Origin of the sequence: Ruminococcus sp. OM04-4AA (assembly GCF_003462585.1) — a bacterium.
Lineage (GTDB): Bacteria > Bacillota > Clostridia > Lachnospirales > Lachnospiraceae > Mediterraneibacter > Mediterraneibacter faecis.
On sequence record NZ_QTZH01000019.1, the window covers coordinates 1 to 17,005 of the forward strand.

Sequence of the window (17,005 nt, forward strand, 5' to 3'; positions counted from 1 at the left end):
CTTCAACTGCTACAATATCATCAGCAACTAATACATAATCGGTATGTCCCATATCCCCGATTGCGTAACCTCTGCCGTATAACTTCGGATTGACAAGTTTTACTTTCTGTTCATACTTGAAATGCTTTTCGCCAGCCTGCACAGGAATTTCCACCACAACATTTTCGCCTTTCTGTATGTCAGAATAAAGGTTATAGCTTCGTCTGGCTAAGACCCTGCGGTTATTTTTATCTCTTTCAAAGACTGGCTCGCTTTCGCCTGCAAATTCAAGAGTTCCAAAAGACTGTGTCATATCTGGCACGACATATTTCATTTCCATATTGTTTTACCTCGTTTCTTTCTATATTTGATAAGTTTTTTAATTGTGATTTCTTATTCTGGCGGTTTGGGAAGTACCAGCAATCCCCCAGATAGTAAAGGGTAAAATCAATGCTTACGCACCCTTGACTATCCGTGTTCTTGCAGGTTGTAGGCAGACAAGCCAGAATAAGCAAAAATCTGCCGTTTGACAGCTTCGGCGGAGAGCGTGATTTTTCTTTCCTCATACCGTTACCGCCTTATGATTTCTTCATTTTACGGCGTTTGTAAAGATATGTTCCAGCCAGTCCACCAGCAGACGCAAGCAACATCACGATAAATGCCATTACATTTGTACTGTCGCCCGTTTTGGGACTGTCGCTAGGTCTGCTAGGCTTTTCTGGTGTCGGTGGTGTTTCGGGTTTCTCTGGTTCTTCTGGCTTTTCCTTAAAGGTAATCGTCTGTCCCTTATCCTCAATATTCTTATGTTCGGTAACTTTCTTCGGTTCGTCTGGATTGCTTAAATCGTACAATTCCTCAAAAGTTACAAGCTGTTTGCTGTCAAGAGAAGTAGCGTCAAAGGTAAAGGCAACTTCCACTTTCATAGCTTCGCTGTCAGCGGTAAAGGTATAATCACTTTCCACACGCTTTCCATTGATAAGAAGTTCTGCATTTTCTTCTTTCAACATCTGCCAGCCCACAAGTTTGTACTGTGTACCGATTTCTAAGCCCTCTAAGGTTACGGTATCAATGATTGTTACCTCTTTTTCAGCTTCAAGCTCTTTGTTGCCGTCTTTATCGGTAGCGGTTGTATGTATCTTGATGATACGCTCTGTGATAAGTACCGTCTGCCCGTCGTCCTTAATGTCTTTATGCTCCGCAACTTTTACGGGTTCGTCTGAATTGCTCAAATCGTATAATTCCTCGAATGTTACCAGATTTTTACCGCCAAGCTCGGACGCATTGAATGTATATGTAATTTCTATTTTCATTTCCTCATCATCAGCGACAAAGGTATAGTCATTTTCTACACGCTTTCCGTCAATGACAAGCTCGGCGTTTTCTTCCTTTAACATCTGCCAACCTTTGAGCTGATATTTTGAGCCTTTTGTAAGTCCGTCTAATTTGACCGTATCAACGATTGTTACCTCTTTTCCTGCAAGGATAGTCTTTTCGCCGTCCTTGCTGGTCGCTGTGGTATGGATAGAGATTTCTTTTTCGTATTCATCAGTCAGCGTCCCTAAATCAATCACAAGGTTATTTCTTGATACCACGATTTCAAAAGGTGGGATAAGTTCAAAGCCTTTGTTACTATCACAACGCATTTCTTCAATGATGTAGGTATCATAAGGTAATGCACCCTTGCTGTCGTCTGGTTCAGAAGTTCCAAACCACACACCGTCCTCGCTGGTCTTTCCTGCGTTGGTATTATGCTTATGAGAAGCCCATTCAGCAGAAGTGGAGAATTGCCCGTTATCATCAGTTACCACGACGTGATTTTCGCCCGTTGTCTTGCTTGTGATCCTAAAAGGAACATCAGCAAGACGCTTGTGTGTGCCTGCACCGATTTTTACACCCTCAATATCTCCACGCTTAATCTGATTATAGATAGAATGGGCTTTTTCGGTTAAGTCCACGATTTTTCCATTTTCTGTGATTGTAAAATCAATCGGCTTTGCACCGTCAGTTAAGTAACCGTCGGGAGCTTCACTCTCAACGATACGGAATTTTCCATAAGGTAAGAGGTCAGAAGAAGTAGAAGCGACACCCTCAATATCTGTACGAATTGTCTTTACCACTTCATTTTTCTTGTATAACTTGCCCTCAACCAATACTGCATTATCATTTAAGGAAATGATGTCAAAGGCAGTATCTTTCAAAGTGGCACTTCCTTGTGGCTTTGTATCGCCCGTTTCTAAATCTCGTTTCTGAATTTTGACACCGCCACGGATAACCTTGTCTGATACGGAAAACTGGTTACTTCCAGATAATACGGCAAGGTCGCCGTCCTCGGTAATCTGTGTTGCATATAAGCCTTTTATCTGTTCGGACTTATCGCCAGCCTGCATATATGCACCCTCTAACAAGTAGCCGTTTGGAGCTTTTGTTTCTTCTACGGTTAGTGTTCCAAGTGGAAGAACCGCCTTGCCGTCCTGCATATAGAAGCTGTCGCCAGATACTTTGTATGTGTCCGCTAATTTTGTGATGTAATGAGTTGTCCCGTCGCTGTCTGTTTCAGCGATTGTCTTTGTAACCCATGTACGAGTAGCTTCGGCAGGGAGATTGTCTTTATTGTAGAAGCCAGCATAATACTTCCATGTAAATTCCGCACCTGCTAAAGAAGCGTTCCCTTGCGGATTGTCTTTCTGTGTTTCCATATCAATCTTGAAAAGCTCAATCAAAGTGTCCGTTACTTTTGGCGTATCTGATACTTTCAAAATTGCTGTCTTTCCAACTTCAACCTTTAAGGAATATACAGTTTTATCCACTTTATATCCTGCTGGTGCGTATAATTCCTTGATATAGACTGTGCCTGCTTTTACCTCTGCAATATCTGTGTTTCCGTTTTCATCAGTCGTAAGGGTGGCAAGCTGTTTTGTGCAGTCTTTATCAGAAAAGACACCGTATGTTGCACCAGCGATTGAGTAATTCCCGTTACCGTCTGTGATGCTGGCATTACTGGAAACCTTTTGCAGTTTCGTATTTCCGACATTCAGTTTCGCCCAGAATTGTCCCAATTCCTGCCCCTCGCCAGATAGATATAACCGCCACATTCATAGCGTCCTTTATTTTCTTTGACAAAGGCTTTCGCACCAGAGAAAACTTCGTCCTGCGTAGCCTTTGGAATTTCATCATAAGAAGCTCGCACGTTATCACATTGCCAGCCAAGATGTACGCTCAATCTCTGCCAGACTACAAGCTGTCTTAAAAGATAAGCGTGATTTTTGCTTATTCCGCTGTGGCTGTCTGTGTACTGTTTTACATATTCGATAGATAAGGCAACGTCGCTTATCTGGTCGGCACTCATACGGGTGCTTACGTCAGCTCTGGTCTTGTAACCATTCTTAAAGTCTGTGTTGATGTCAATACAGTAAGCGTCCTCGCCCTCAACGGTCAAATGTCCCTCATTAAAGGTAGAACCAATTGAACCGTCATTCATTACTTTTTCAACGATACCGACACGCTCTTTTGACTCCGTCCAGTATTGCTTACTTTCTGCATGAACGGGTGTAGTCGGTAAAGCAGTAACGACAGTTGCAAGAGCTAAGAAGCCCGTACACAATCGTTTCCATGTCTTTTTCATAAATCTAATGCTCCTTTCATTTTGGGTATAAAAATAGACGCTCATTTCTGAACGTCTACATTACTGAAAGGCTTGTCCTCTCACACATATTCTATTTTAATAGGTACAACAGTTGCCTTTCTCCTTGTATTTTCGTTGTTTTCATCACTTGCGTTATCTACAACCCCCATGGCCTGCATCAAGCATGATAGAATAAGACATATAATCACCTCATTATTTTGTGCTTCTATATATTATATGAAAGCGTGCATTGCCTGTGAAACGTCAAAAAATGCCGGCTGCGATAATACAGCCGACATTTCAAAAAGTTCTATTCATGTGAGTGTTTATCAGTTTCAGAAGAATCAGAAGTTTCTCCATCCGCTTCTTCTGTATCTGTTCTTTCAGGAAGATAAACATGTACCGTTTCTACGCGGTTCTTATCCAACTTCTCGACCACCAGACGAATTCCATCTTCAGTGACAACTTCATCACCCATCTGAGGTAAACGGTCCAGATGTTCGATGATCAGTCCTCCGAGAGAATCATAATCCTCAGAGTCAAGTTCTGTATGTAAGTGATCGTTCACATCATCCAGACTCATGGAGCCTTCGATAATATATTCATGATCAGAAATCTCTTTGATCAGTTCATCTTCATTCTCATCATATTCATCATGGATCTCACCAACAATCTCTTCCAGAATATCCTCCAAAGTGATGAGTCCTGCCATCTCACCGTATTCATCCAGAACAATTGCAATATTAAAAGTAGAATCTCTCATCTCTACAAGAAGTTCAGAGATATCTTTGAACTCATAAGTGAAATGAGGTTTTCTTAAGAATCCCGGATATTGAACGGTGTATCATGATCATAAAGAAGCAGATCCTTCATGTTAATAATACCGACAACGTTATCCTGTGTCTCTTCGTAAACAGGAAGTCTTGTGAATTTGTCTTCACGGAAAATATCAATCAATTCATCGAAGGTACTATTGACATCAGCAAATGTAACATGTACGCGAGGAACCATAATATCTTTCGCCTTGGCATCGCCGAGATCGAATACATTGTAGATCATCTCTTTTTCATCAGACTCGATTACACCATCCTCATGGCTGACATCCACAATTGTACGAAGTTCTTCTTCTGTCATAGCTTTGTTCGCTGCATCTGGATCTACGCGAAGGATCAGCATGATTCCGCGGGAAAACAAGTTAATGATGAAAATAACCGGAGTCATGACCGTCATAAAAAACTTGATGACCGGAATATAACGAAGCGTAAGTTTCTCAGCGTTGATCGTTGCATAATTCTTCGGTGTAATCTCTCCAAATACAAGGATTGCCACTGTCAGAATCAGTGTAGCGATGCTGACCATGTATCCGCCAAATGAATAAGCAAGGGTTGTGGCAAGAGAAGATGCTGAAACATTCACAATATTATTACCGATCAGAATTGCACTGAGCATCTTTGCTGTGTGATTCTCTGTGATATCAAGAGCCAGAGCCGCCCGTTTGTTCCCACCGTCTGCGAGAGAACGGAGTTTAATCTTATTCACTGACATCAGCGCAGTCTCGGTTGATGAAAAAAATGATGAAAACAATAGTAAAATTAACAGTATAATTAATAGGTACGTGTCACCTGCGTCCACTTTAAATATTCACTCCTTTGATTAAAAAATGTGCCTCTAAAGAGGCTTGGTTAATTTTAGATATACGCATTCATTATACATGGTTTATTAGTGTTTGGCAAGGCAATATACTTTACTTTATGAAGTGGGTGGTGTATGATGTTGATGACTGATAAGAATATTTAATACTATTATATAGAAGAAACGGAGTATAGATATGGAATTATACAATAGATTGTGCACTATTACAAAACAGGAAAATGTAATGAAAGATGAGCCGATGAAGAAACATACAACATTTCGTATTGGTGGTCCGGCAGATTATTTCGTGACACCTGAATCAAAGGAAGAGATCCAGGCAATTGTTGAGTTATGCAAAAAGGAGAAAATCCCATATTCAGTGATTGGAAACGGAAGTAATCTTCTTGTTGGAGATAAGGGATATCGTGGCGTAATTCTTCAGATTTTTAAGAAAATGAATCAGATCAGGGTAGAAGAGAACAAGATTTATGCCGGTGCGGGCGCACTTCTGTCGAAGATCGCGGCAACAGCACTGTCAGAATCTCTGACAGGTTTTGAATTTGCTGCCGGGATTCCGGGAACATTAGGCGGAGCCGTTCGCATGAATGCGGGTGCATACGGTGGAGAGATGAAGCAGGTTCTTGAGAGCGTGAAAGTGATGACAGCAGATGGCGGATTCCTTACGATTCCTGTAGAAGAGATGGGACTTGCTTACCGGACAAGTGTGGTAGAACAGAAGAATTATATTGTTCTTGAAGCAGTGATTTCTCTTGAAAAAGGAAATCCGGAGAAAATTAAAGAAGTGATGGATGATCTGAAAGAAAAAAGAGTGACAAAGCAGCCATTAGAGTATGCAAGTGCAGGAAGTACATTTAAGCGTCCAGAAGGATATTTCGCAGGAAAACTGATCGGAGATGCAGGACTTCGCGGATTCAGGGTCGGAGATGCACAGGTCTCTGAAAAGCATTGCGGTTTCGTGATCAACAGAGGAAATGCAAGCGCAGCAGAGATTATGGAACTGATGCGTCAGGTAGAAGATAAAGTAGAAGAAAATTCAGGAGTCCGCCTGGAAGCGGAAGTAAGAAGAATAGGAGAGTTTTGATATGCGTTTTGTTATCGTAACAGGGATGTCAGGAGCCGGAAAAACAACAGCACTTAAGATGCTTGAGGATATGGGATATTTCTGTGTGGATAATCTGCCAATCGCAATGTTTCCTGGATTTGTGCAGATGATCGAGAATTCAGAAACTCCAATGAAGAAAGTGGCATTGGGAGTCGATGTGCGAAGCGGACAGGATATTTCCGGATTAGAGAAAGATCTTGAGCAGATGGATCAAAAGGGGATCAAATATGAGATTCTGTTTCTGGACGCAAAGGATTCTGTACTTGTAAAGCGATACAAAGAAACGAGAAGACAGCACCCTCTGAGCGGATCGGGACGTGTGGATACCGGTATTGCGAAAGAACGTGAGAAGACCGCATTTTTGAAAATGAAGGCAACGTATATTCTTGATACAAGTAAGATGCTGACGAGAGAACTGAAGATTGAACTTGAGAAGATTTTTGTGAAAGGTGAGAGCTTTTGCAACCTCTATATCACAGTAATGTCCTTTGGTTTTAAATACGGAATTCCGCAGGACGCAGACCTTGTATTCGATGTGCGTTTTCTTCCGAATCCGTACTATATTGATACATTGAAAGAAAAAACAGGAAATGATCCGGAAGTCCAGGATTATGTCATGCAGAATGATAAGGGACCGATTTTCCTTGAAAAATTAAAAGACATGGTTGAATTTCTGATTCCAAATTATATTTTGGAGGGAAAAAACCAGCTTGTGATCGCAATTGGATGTACCGGCGGAAAGCATAGATCTGTAACGCTGGCGAATGCGTTATATCACACGCTTGAGACCGAGGAAAGTTATGGTGTCCGTATTGAACATCGTGATATTGGGAAGGATAGTATCACAAAGAGAAAGTAAAAGGTGGAAAATATGTCATTTTCTGGAAAAGTGAAGGAAGAGCTTGCAAGGAACATCAGTTCAGCCAGACATTGCCAGATTGCGGAACTGACGGCTTTTATTGGCATGTGCGGGACTGTTGTAATCAATAGTTTTGACCGGTGCAGTATCAAGATTCGTACAGAAAACATTTTAGTTGCAAGAAAGGTCTTTACATTAATAGAAAAAACATTTAATATAAGGAGTGATATTTCCGTTCGGAGGAATATAAAGAAGCAGACAGAGAACTATTCCGTTATCGTAAAAAAACATGAAGATGCGATACGTATCTTACAGGCTACGAAGATGATGGGGGAACAGCAGGAGAATGCGGAAGAGTTGCATGCCGTGAATCCGATGATTGTTCAACAGGTTTGTTGTCGAAGAGCATTTCTCCGCGGAGCGTTTCAGGCGTCCGGATCTATGAGTGATCCGAACAAGGCATATCATTTTGAGATTGTCTGTTCCACAGAAGAGATGGCACATCAGATCTGTGACCTGATCTGCAGTTTTTCTATGGACGCAAAGATCGTGCTCAGAAAGAAGTCGTATGTTGTTTACCTGAAAGAAGGAGCACAGATAGTAGATATTTTGAATATCATGGAGGCACATGTCTCATTAATGGAACTTGAGAATGTAAGAATTCTCAAAGAGATGAGAAATTCTGTGAACAGAAAAGTGAATTGTGAAACTGCCAATATTAATAAAACAGTATCAGCAGCAGTGAAACAGCTGGAAGATATTACATATTTGAGAGATCAGATAGGATTTGAGAATATACCGAAAGGATTAGTCGAGGCTGCTCTTGCCCGTCTCGAGCATCCGGAAGCAACACTGAAGGAACTGGGAGAATCCCTGAATCCTCCGGTTGGAAAATCGGGTATCAACCACAGGCTGCGTAAGCTGAGTGAGATGGCAGACAAAGTTCGGCAAGAACAAGGAGGATTATTATGATTAAGACATCTGTTGTAGTGAAAGCGGACCCAGGGTTTGATGGACGGCCGATCGCCCTTCTCGTACAGGAAGCCAGCCAGTATGCAAGCAAAGTGTACATTCAGGTAGCCGAGAAGAACATCAATGCAAAGAGTATTATGGGTATGATGAGTCTGAATCTGATCGGAGGCGAGGAGATTACCGTTGTGACAGACGGCGAGGACGAGCAGAAAGCAGCTGAAGGCATTAAGACATTTTTTGCTAACGTATAATAACAATAAGATGGTAATTGAAGTCACAGAGAGATAACCAAGTGATTACAAATGAATATAGAGGGGCTGTACTTTGAAGAGGAGTACAGCCATCTTTTTCTATGGGGGAGAGTTTGCAGCTGATGTGAACACAAATGATTTTTGAATAAGGAGGTATTTGTTTATGAAAAGAATGCTATTTGTTTACAATCCGAATTCAGGAATGGGACTTCTGAAGCCGAAACTTTCAGATGTGATTGACACTTTTGTGAAGGGCGGATATGAGGTGACGGTTTATCCTACACAGAGAAGTCAGGATGCTGTAAGAAAAGTCAGTGAGTACACAGAAGAATATGATCTCGTGACATGTAGTGGCGGAGATGGTACATTGGATGAAGTCGTGACCGGTATGATGATGCGAGAAAATAAGACGCCGATCGGATATATTCCGGCCGGAACGACGAATGATTTTGCAAGTAGTCTGCATATTTCCAAGAATATGCTGGAGGCCGCAGATACAATTGTAACAGGAACACCATTTTCTTTTGATATCGGTCAGTTTAACGATGACTACTTCGTATATATTGCAGCCTTCGGCATTTTCACAGACGTGTCATATGAGACGAAGCAGAGCATGAAGAATATTCTTGGTCATATGGCTTATATTCTGGAAGGAACCAAGAGACTGTTCAATATTCCGTCTTATAAGATCAAAGTCATACATGACGGAGAGACGATTGAAGATGAGTTTATCTTTGGAATGGTGACAAATTCACGCTCTGTAGGAGGATTCAAAAGAATCACAGGAGAAAATGTTATTTTTGATGATGGTGTTTTTGAGGTGACACTCTTTAAAACACCAAAGAATCCAGTCGAGTTGAACGAACTGCTTGGGGCAATTGTGATGCGTCAGATTAATTCAGACAGAATATACTCCTTCAAGAGTGGTGAAGTCCGTTTTGAATCTGTTGAGGCAATTCCATGGACGCTGGATGGAGAATACGGCGGTACTCATGAAGAAGTTGTAATTAAGAATAAAAATCAGGCACTTCAGATTATGGTCAAGGAAGAAGCCGTAGAAGATCTGAGTGAACAGTTGGTGGAAGCAGAGGAAGTCTGAACACATAATCTGAAATATTTTCAGTGATATTTTAGAAAATCACCCCTTTTTTGAATTTGAAGCTTGTTGAACAATCGCCGCAAACCGCGTAAAATCAAGGGAAAACGGCAATTTGAAAGAAAAATAATAATTTTTTGAAAAAATTAAAAAAAGGGGTTGCATTTTCTGAAAGCCTGGTATATAATAACTATTGTCTTGTGGCGGTAACAAAAAAGACACAGACGAAAATGAATAAGGCTCCGTGGTCAAGCGGTCAAGACGCTAGCCTCTCACGCTGGAATCAGGGGTTCGATTCCCCTCGGAGTCACTGAAAGAAGCTCGTATTTACGAGCTTTTTTTGTGCTTTGAAAATCTTTTAGCAAATTAAAAAGTGGGTGATATTATGCAAGTAACTTATATTGATCACAGTGGATTCATGGTTGAGTCTGGATCGTGCTATTACATTTTTGACTATTATAAAGGTGAACTGCCAAAGCTTGATAAAGACAAGGAAGTAATTGCCTTTTGCAGTCATTTTCATCAGGATCATTTTAATCCGCAGATTTTTCAAATCCTTAAAGATATGGGGCTGAATTATCAGGCGGTTCTGGCGAAGGATATCAACAAAAGAAAGTATCCGACAGGTGTGAAGATCACAACTGCTTATCATGATGAAAGTTATACTCTTGATAACGGCACACAAGTCAGTACGCTGCTCTCTACCGATAGTGGAGTTGCTTTTATTGTAAAAACAAAGGACAGTACAATTTATCATGCTGGTGATCTGAATGACTGGTATTGGGAGGGGGAACCGGATGCGGATAATCGCCAAATGACATCCAGGTATCGCGCAGAGATTGATAAGTTGAAAGGCATTCATTTCGATGCTGCGTTTGTTCCGCTTGATCCAAGACAGGAAGACCACTATGCGGATGGGATGATTTATTTTCTGGAAAATGTAGAGTGTGAAGCTGTTTTTCCGATGCATTATTGGGATGATCCGAAAGTCATTGACAGATTTATTGCGGAATATCCAAAATATAAATCACGAATCAGAAATACAGAGTTAGCAAAAGGAGAAAAGTGCGGTTATACCGAATAAATAATTATTGGTTATATTGTACAAAAATAAGAACAATCCACAGAGGGCAGAAGAAACCCTTGTGAAAATGTTAACGATAATTGTAACTGCGTACTGTTTTTTATGCAAAACATAAGATTGTCATTTATAAATTAATACGCTATAATATAGAAGAATTCTAAATAAATAATTCCTGATGGTTTTCACGGACGTCAGGATCTTTAAGAATTGGAGGAAAGAAATATGTTAGTATCAGCTACAGAAATGCTTCAGAAAGCAAAAGCAGGCCACTACGCAGTAGGACAGTTCAATATCAACAATCTTGAGTGGACAAAGGCTATTCTTACAACAGCACAGGAACTCAACTCACCAGTTATCCTTGGTGTATCTGAGGGTGCAGGAAAATATATGACAGGATATAAGACTGTTGTAGGTATGGTAAACGGAATGATGGAAGAACTTGGAATTACAGTTCCGGTTGCTCTTCACCTTGACCACGGCAGCTATGAAGGATGCCTGAAATGTGTAGAAGCAGGATTTTCATCTATCATGTTCGACGGATCTCATTATCCGATCGAAGAGAATGTTGAGAAGACAAAAGAACTCGTTAAGATCGCTCATGACAAAGGAATGTCAATCGAGGCAGAGGTTGGATCCATCGGTGGAGAAGAAGATGGAGTTATCGGAAGAGGCGAGTGTGCTGATCCGGAAGAGTGTAAGAGAGTAGCTGATCTGGGAATCGATTTCCTGGCAGCAGGTATCGGTAACATTCATGGTAAATATCCGGCAAACTGGGAAGGATTAAGCTTCGAGACTCTGGACGCTATTCAGCAGCGTACAGGAGATATGCCACTCGTACTTCACGGTGGTACAGGTATCCCGGAAGATATGATCAAGAAAGCAATCTCTCTTGGAGTTGCTAAGATCAACGTTAATACAGAGTGTCAGCTTTCTTTTGCAGCAGCTACACGTAAGTATGTTGAAGAAGGAAAAGATCTTGAGGGTAAAGGATTTGACCCACGTAAACTTCTCAAACCAGGCGCAGACGCAATCATGGAAACAGTAAAAGAGAAGATGGAGTTATTCGGATCTGTCGGAAAAGCCTGAGAAGAACTTTTTTAAAAAGCACTTGCGTTTTAAAGCAAGTTGAGGTATACTGACTCACGTAGACAGAACAAGGGCGTTCCAATTATAATTGGAGTGCCCTTTTTTATGTATTAGGAAAGTCCTTTCCTAATACATAAAAAACGCTCCGCTAAGGATGCGCACTGTGGCGTACAAGGTAGATGTCGCAAGCGACCGCCGCAGGCGCCAAAATGTGCCAAGGCACATTCTTTGTTATCCCTTGGGAAATGATCCGCATGATTGAATCAGATTGAATTTAATGAAATTAGATTTCATCCGACTGGATCAGACGGATGATTTCCTGAGAGGTGATCTATCAAAAGGGTTCCCGTAGTGAAATCGAGTTATTGCTCATTGCAGTGGGCGGTAATCGGAGGATTAAGAGAAAAGGAAGGTATAGGATATGAGCACAGAATTATTCAATGTAGCTGACATCTTTGGAGAGAACGTATTTAACGATACTGTTATGCAGGAGCGTCTGCCAAAGAAAGTTTACAAGAATCTGAGAAAGACAATTGAAGAAGGAAAAGACCTGGATCTCGAGACAGCAGATGTTATTGCTCACGAGATGAAAGAATGGGCAATTGAAAAAGGAGCGACTCACTATACACATTGGTTCCTGCCACTTACAGGAGTTACAGCAGAGAAGCATGATTCCTTTATCTCAGCTCCGCTTCCAAGTGGAAAAGTTCTGATGACTTTCTCAGGAAAGGAATTGATCAAAGGTGAGCCGGATGCATCTTCATTCCCGTCAGGAGGACTGAGAGCAACATTCGAGGCAAGAGGATATACAGCATGGGATTGTACATCACCGGCATTCGTAAGACAGGATGCAGGCGGAGCTACACTTTGTATCCCAACAGCATTCTGCTCCTATACAGGAGAGGCACTGGATCAGAAGACACCGTTGCTTCGTTCTATGGAAGCTATCAATAAAGAAGCATTAAGACTTCTTCGTTTATTTGGAAATACAACATCTAAGAAGGTTACTCCATCTGTTGGAGCAGAGCAGGAGTACTTCCTTGTAGATGCAGAGAAGTTTGAAGAAAGAAAAGACCTGATCTACACAGGACGTACACTTTTTGGAGCAATGCCTCCGAAAGGACAGGAGCTTGACGATCATTACTTCGGAACAATCCGTCAGAGAATCGCATCTTTCATGAGAGATGTAAATATCCAGCTTTGGAAGGTGGGTGTTCCATCAAAGACACAGCATAACGAGGTTGCACCGGCACAGCATGAGCTGGCTCCGATTTATACAGAAGCTAATATCGCTGTAGATCAGAATCAGCTGACAATGCAGACATTGAAGAGAGTAGCTTGTCAGCATGGGCTGAAATGTCTGCTTCACGAGAAACCGTTCGCAGGAGTTAACGGATCCGGTAAGCACAACAACTGGTCTATTACTACAGATGATGGAATCAATCTTCTCGAACCAGGTAAGACACCTCATGAGAATACACAGTTCCTTCTTGTACTTGCCTGCATTATGAAAGCGGTTAATGTACATGCAGATCTGCTCAGAGAATCTGCAGCTGATCCGGGAAATGATCACAGACTTGGAGCAAATGAGGCACCTCCGGCAATTATCTCTATCTTCCTTGGAGAGCAGCTTGAGGATGTTGTTGAGCAGCTGATCAGCACAGGAGAAGCTACACACAGTTTAAAAGGTGGAAAGCTGGAAACAGGTGTAAGTACACTTCCTGACCTGTTCAAAGATGCAACAGACAGAAACAGAACATCACCGTTTGCATTTACAGGAAATAAGTTCGAGTTCCGTATGGTTGGATCAAGAGATTCTATCGCAAACCCGAATATCGTACTGAACACAATCGTTGCGGAAGCATTTGCAGATGCATGTGATATTCTTGAGAAAGCAGATGACTTTGATCTTGCAGTACATGATCTGATCAAAGAATACCTGACAGAGAACCAGAGAATCATCTTCAACGGAAACGGATACTCTGACGCGTGGGTTGCAGAGGCTGAGAGAAGAGGACTTCCGAACATTAAGTCTATGGTTGAAGCAATTCCGGCAATCACAACAGACAAGGCTGTAGAATTGTTTGAGAGATTCAGCGTATTTACAAAAGCAGAGCTTGAGTCCCGTGCAGAGATTCAGTATGAGGCATATGCTAAGGCAATCAATATTGAAGCCCGTACTATGATCGATATGGCAAGCAAACAGTTCCTGCCGGCATTTATCAAGTATACAAAGACACTGGCAGATACAATTAATGCTGTGAAGGCAGCAGGTGTTGATGCGACAGTTCAGACAGAGGCACTTAAGGAAGTAAGTGCTCTGATGGCTGAGACAAAGGTAGCGCTTGATAGGCTTGTAAAAGTGACAGGTGAGGCAGCAGCAAAAGAAGAAGGCGAAGTACAGGCTACATACTATCATACAGAGGTTGTTCCGGCTATGGATGCACTCCGCACACCGGTTGACAAACTTGAGATGATCGTGGATAAAGAAGCCTGGCCAATGCCATCTTACGGAGATCTGATTTTCGAGGTATAAAATACATTACAGAAAAGTAATTTGAAGTAAATGATTGGAAGTCATTATTCGGATAAAGAGTCTGGATAATGGCTTCTTTTTGCTCCGAAAATCGGGAAAGCTGCATGACTATTTCATGCAAGAAAGCAAAAATTATTGTATAATGAGAAGTGGTTCGTGCAGCTTGAGCGTATTCTGCACGAATGAGAAAAAGAAAGAGTGGAATAAAAATGCAGTCAGAAGCAGAACTTAGAAGTTTATTATCAAGAATAGATCACCGGGGATATCCGGCTTATAAAGATACAAAAGGACAGTACCGATTTCCGGGATATGTTTTATCGATCGATCACGTACAGGGAGATCCGTTTGCGTCACCGTCAAAGGTAAGTGTACTGGTGAGTGGAAAGACAGCAGGATTCCCACAGGAATTATATTGTGGAAAATGTCAGAGAATCGCACTTCAGGATGAATTGCTGCGCCAGTTTGGAAGAAGGGCAGAGAGGTTTGCATTCAAGGCGAAAGGTTCAGGTAAGAGCGGACTGATCTCTGTCAGCAGATGCGGACAGGAAGTTTTGGAGAGAACAGCGTGTCAGATCCAGCCGGAGAACGGAAACATCCTTCTGAGAATGGAAATCGGATTTCCGGCAAATGGACGAACGATCAATGCAAGAGAATTAGAGAAGATTTTATTTGATTTTGTTCCGGAGTGTGTAAAGGCATCCTTGTTTTATAAGAATCTGGATGCAAAAAGATTGAGAAGAATCGTAGATCTGGCAGAAGATCAGGAGTATATCCGTAAAGAACTTCCGAAACGTGGTTTGTGTGTTTTCGTGGCAAACGGAAGTGTACTGCCAAGGGAATCCGGAATTTCATCCAGGCCGATGCGTGACGGAATTGCCTTCCAGTCTCCGACGGAGCAGGAAGTGACACTGGAACTTCCACATAAAGGAAAGATTACCGGTATGGGAATCCGTAAGGGGATTACTTTGATCGTCGGTGGAGGTTATCACGGAAAGTCAACACTTTTGAAAGCTCTGGAGCTTGGAGTGTACAATCACATCGCAGGGGATGGAAGAGAGTATGTGATCACAGATGCGACAGCAGTGAAATTGCGCGCGGAGGATGGAAGAAGTATCCAGAAGACAGATATTTCCATGTTCATCAACGATCTTCCGAACGGAAAGATACGACATCATTCTGTACAGAAGATGCAAGTGGAAGTACTTCACAGGCGGCAAATGTGATCGAAGGAATTGAGGCCGGAACATCCCTGTTCTTGATTGATGAAGATACGAGTGCAACGAACTTCATGATCCGTGATGAGCTGATGCAGCGTGTGATCCACAGAGAGATGGAGCCGATCACGCCATTTATTGAAAGAATCAGAGAATTGTATGAAAATTATGGAATCTCGACAGTGATCGTTGCAGGAAGTTCGGGAGCTTATTTCCATATCGCAGACAGTATTATCCAGATGGATCGTTATGTTCCGAAAGATATTACAGTACTGGCGAAAAAAGAAGCAGAGAACTTCCCGCAGATCAGCGTGCCGGAGCAGCTAGCAAAAAAGCCGGCTTATGACAGAGTGCCGCGACCGGATCAGGCATTTCACGGAAATGACAGGATCAAGATGAAGACGATGGGAAAAGAATCTGTGATGATCAACAGGGATACGATCGATCTGAGGTATTTGGAACAGATCACGGATAGCGAACAGGTGGCAGCACTTGGATACTGTGTACGATATGCACAGAAACATTTGATTGACGGAAAGAAGAATCTGATCCAGATTGTAGATGAGCTGGAAGAAGTGATGCAGAATAAATCGCTGGCGGAATTATGCGAGAGTACATCCAGTGTATCCTGTATGGCAGTGCGAGAAGACAGGAAATATTTGCATGTTTTGACAGATATAGAGCACTTAGGTTAGTATGATATAGGAGTTGATAATATGAAATTAGAGAATGGAAGACCAGAAAACACAGAAGGAAGATTAGAAAAGGAAATCAGGGTATATGATTTCCTCGACAAGCTTGGTGTGGAATACCAGAGAGTAGACCATGAGGCGGCAATGACGATGGAAGCCTGTGAAGAGATCGATAGAACACTTGGAGATGGAACCGCAATCTGCAAGAACCTGTTCCTTTGCAATCGACAGGAAACAGACTTTTATCTGCTTCTGATGCCGGGTGACAAGCCATTCAAGACAAAGAATCTGTCGGCACAGATCGGTTCTGCCAGACTTTCCTTTGCAAAGCCGGAGTATATGGAGAAGTATCTGGATATTACACCGGGATCTGTCAGCGTTATGGGACTTATGAATGATACAGAGGGGAAAGTGCAGCTTCTGATCGATGAGGATATAATGAAAGATCCGTATTTTGGCTGTCATCCGTGCATCAACACATCCAGCTTGAAGATTCGTACATCTGATTTGATCGCAAAGATCATTCCGGCGCTGAAGCATGCACCGAAGATGGTGAAACTTCCGGGAGCGGAGAAGCAACAGTAACTATTAATCGACACTAGGTCCATTTCCTGTTGGTTGTATATTTTTCGTGAATTTGCTATAATCTATATGTTGATATGATACAAGGATCAAAAGCTCATGCGTTTCTTGCTTGCATGAAAAAGCATGACTTATTGACCCGCAAAACACCGAAAAGTAGCCATTTTTTGTAGAAAAAATGAGCGGATTTGAGGTGTTTTAGGATTGCGAGAGCATGAAATGCGAAGCAATCCGTGTATCATAGGGGTCAAAATACCTTTTGACCCCAACATCTTGA

At 42.0% G+C, this 17,005-nt stretch carries 12 protein-coding genes, 1 tRNA gene and 2 pseudogenes; 11 read left to right on the forward strand and 4 right to left on the reverse strand.

Going from position 1 to position 17,005, the window contains the following annotated elements; genetic code table 11:
* From DXB52_RS07435 to DXB52_RS16930, 4 genes and pseudogenes are all read right to left on the reverse strand, one after another.
* Positions 1-319: YdcP family protein (locus DXB52_RS07435; RefSeq protein WP_118106877.1), on the reverse strand; the 319-nt coding region annotated here is incomplete at its 3' end.
* 238 nt (positions 320-557) lie between these two features.
* Positions 558-3,601: pseudogene (locus DXB52_RS07445) on the reverse strand (SrtB-anchored collagen-binding adhesin).
* Between the two features lie 310 nt (positions 3,602-3,911).
* Positions 3,912-4,364, reverse strand: a complete 453-nt coding sequence (locus DXB52_RS16925; protein ID WP_472520027.1) for a transporter associated domain-containing protein — start codon at positions 4,362-4,364, stop codon at positions 3,912-3,914.
* A gap of 53 nt (positions 4,365-4,417) precedes the next feature.
* Positions 4,418-5,146, reverse strand: a complete 729-nt coding sequence (locus DXB52_RS16930) for a CNNM domain-containing protein (RefSeq protein WP_472520028.1) — start codon at positions 5,144-5,146, stop codon at positions 4,418-4,420.
* Between the two features lie 283 nt (positions 5,147-5,429).
* Between DXB52_RS16930 and murB the strand changes: the two genes are divergently transcribed.
* The 11 genes and pseudogenes from murB (at position 5,430) to DXB52_RS07505 (ending at position 16,731) form a co-directional block, all read left to right on the forward strand.
* Positions 5,430-6,335 carry a UDP-N-acetylmuramate dehydrogenase gene (gene murB / locus DXB52_RS07455; protein WP_118106869.1) on the forward strand — a complete coding sequence of 302 codons (906 nt, stop codon included), beginning with the start codon at positions 5,430-5,432 and terminating at the stop codon, positions 6,333-6,335.
* Position 6,336: 1 nt separating this feature from the next.
* Positions 6,337-7,215, forward strand: a complete 879-nt coding sequence (gene rapZ / locus DXB52_RS07460; RefSeq protein WP_117569738.1) for an RNase adapter RapZ — start codon at positions 6,337-6,339, stop codon at positions 7,213-7,215.
* 12 nt (positions 7,216-7,227) lie between these two features.
* Positions 7,228-8,187, forward strand: coding sequence for a DNA-binding protein WhiA (gene whiA, locus DXB52_RS07465; protein ID WP_117836570.1), 960 nt, complete (start codon positions 7,228-7,230; stop codon positions 8,185-8,187).
* Positions 8,184-8,438, forward strand: coding sequence for an HPr family phosphocarrier protein (locus DXB52_RS07470; RefSeq protein WP_015528640.1), 255 nt, complete (start codon positions 8,184-8,186; stop codon positions 8,436-8,438). Before whiA ends, DXB52_RS07470 begins: the two co-directional genes overlap by 4 nt.
* Before the next feature lie 163 nt (positions 8,439-8,601).
* Positions 8,602-9,537, forward strand: coding sequence for a diacylglycerol/lipid kinase family protein (locus DXB52_RS07475; protein WP_117836566.1), 936 nt, complete (start codon positions 8,602-8,604; stop codon positions 9,535-9,537).
* Positions 9,538-9,772: 235 nt separating this feature from the next.
* A tRNA-Glu gene (locus DXB52_RS07480) sits at positions 9,773-9,844 on the forward strand.
* A 75-nt stretch (positions 9,845-9,919) separates the two neighbouring features.
* Positions 9,920-10,618, forward strand: a complete 699-nt coding sequence (locus tag DXB52_RS07485) for an MBL fold metallo-hydrolase (RefSeq protein ID WP_118106878.1) — start codon at positions 9,920-9,922, stop codon at positions 10,616-10,618.
* A 222-nt stretch (positions 10,619-10,840) separates the two neighbouring features.
* On the forward strand, positions 10,841-11,704 hold the full coding sequence (gene fba, locus DXB52_RS07490; RefSeq protein ID WP_117541577.1) for a class II fructose-1,6-bisphosphate aldolase: 864 nt from the start codon (positions 10,841-10,843) through the stop codon (positions 11,702-11,704).
* Positions 11,705-12,125: 421 nt separating this feature from the next.
* The gene (locus DXB52_RS07495; RefSeq protein ID WP_055147934.1) at positions 12,126-14,240 is read left to right on the forward strand and encodes a glutamine synthetase III family protein; all 2,115 of its coding nucleotides are present in this window, start codon (positions 12,126-12,128) and stop codon (positions 14,238-14,240) included.
* Positions 14,241-14,449: 209 nt separating this feature from the next.
* Positions 14,450-16,154 (forward strand): annotated as a pseudogene (locus DXB52_RS07500) (ABC-ATPase domain-containing protein).
* A 16-nt stretch (positions 16,155-16,170) separates the two neighbouring features.
* Positions 16,171-16,731, forward strand: a complete 561-nt coding sequence (locus tag DXB52_RS07505; RefSeq protein WP_055147928.1) for a prolyl-tRNA synthetase associated domain-containing protein — start codon at positions 16,171-16,173, stop codon at positions 16,729-16,731.
* Positions 16,732-17,005: the final 274 nt, after the last annotated feature.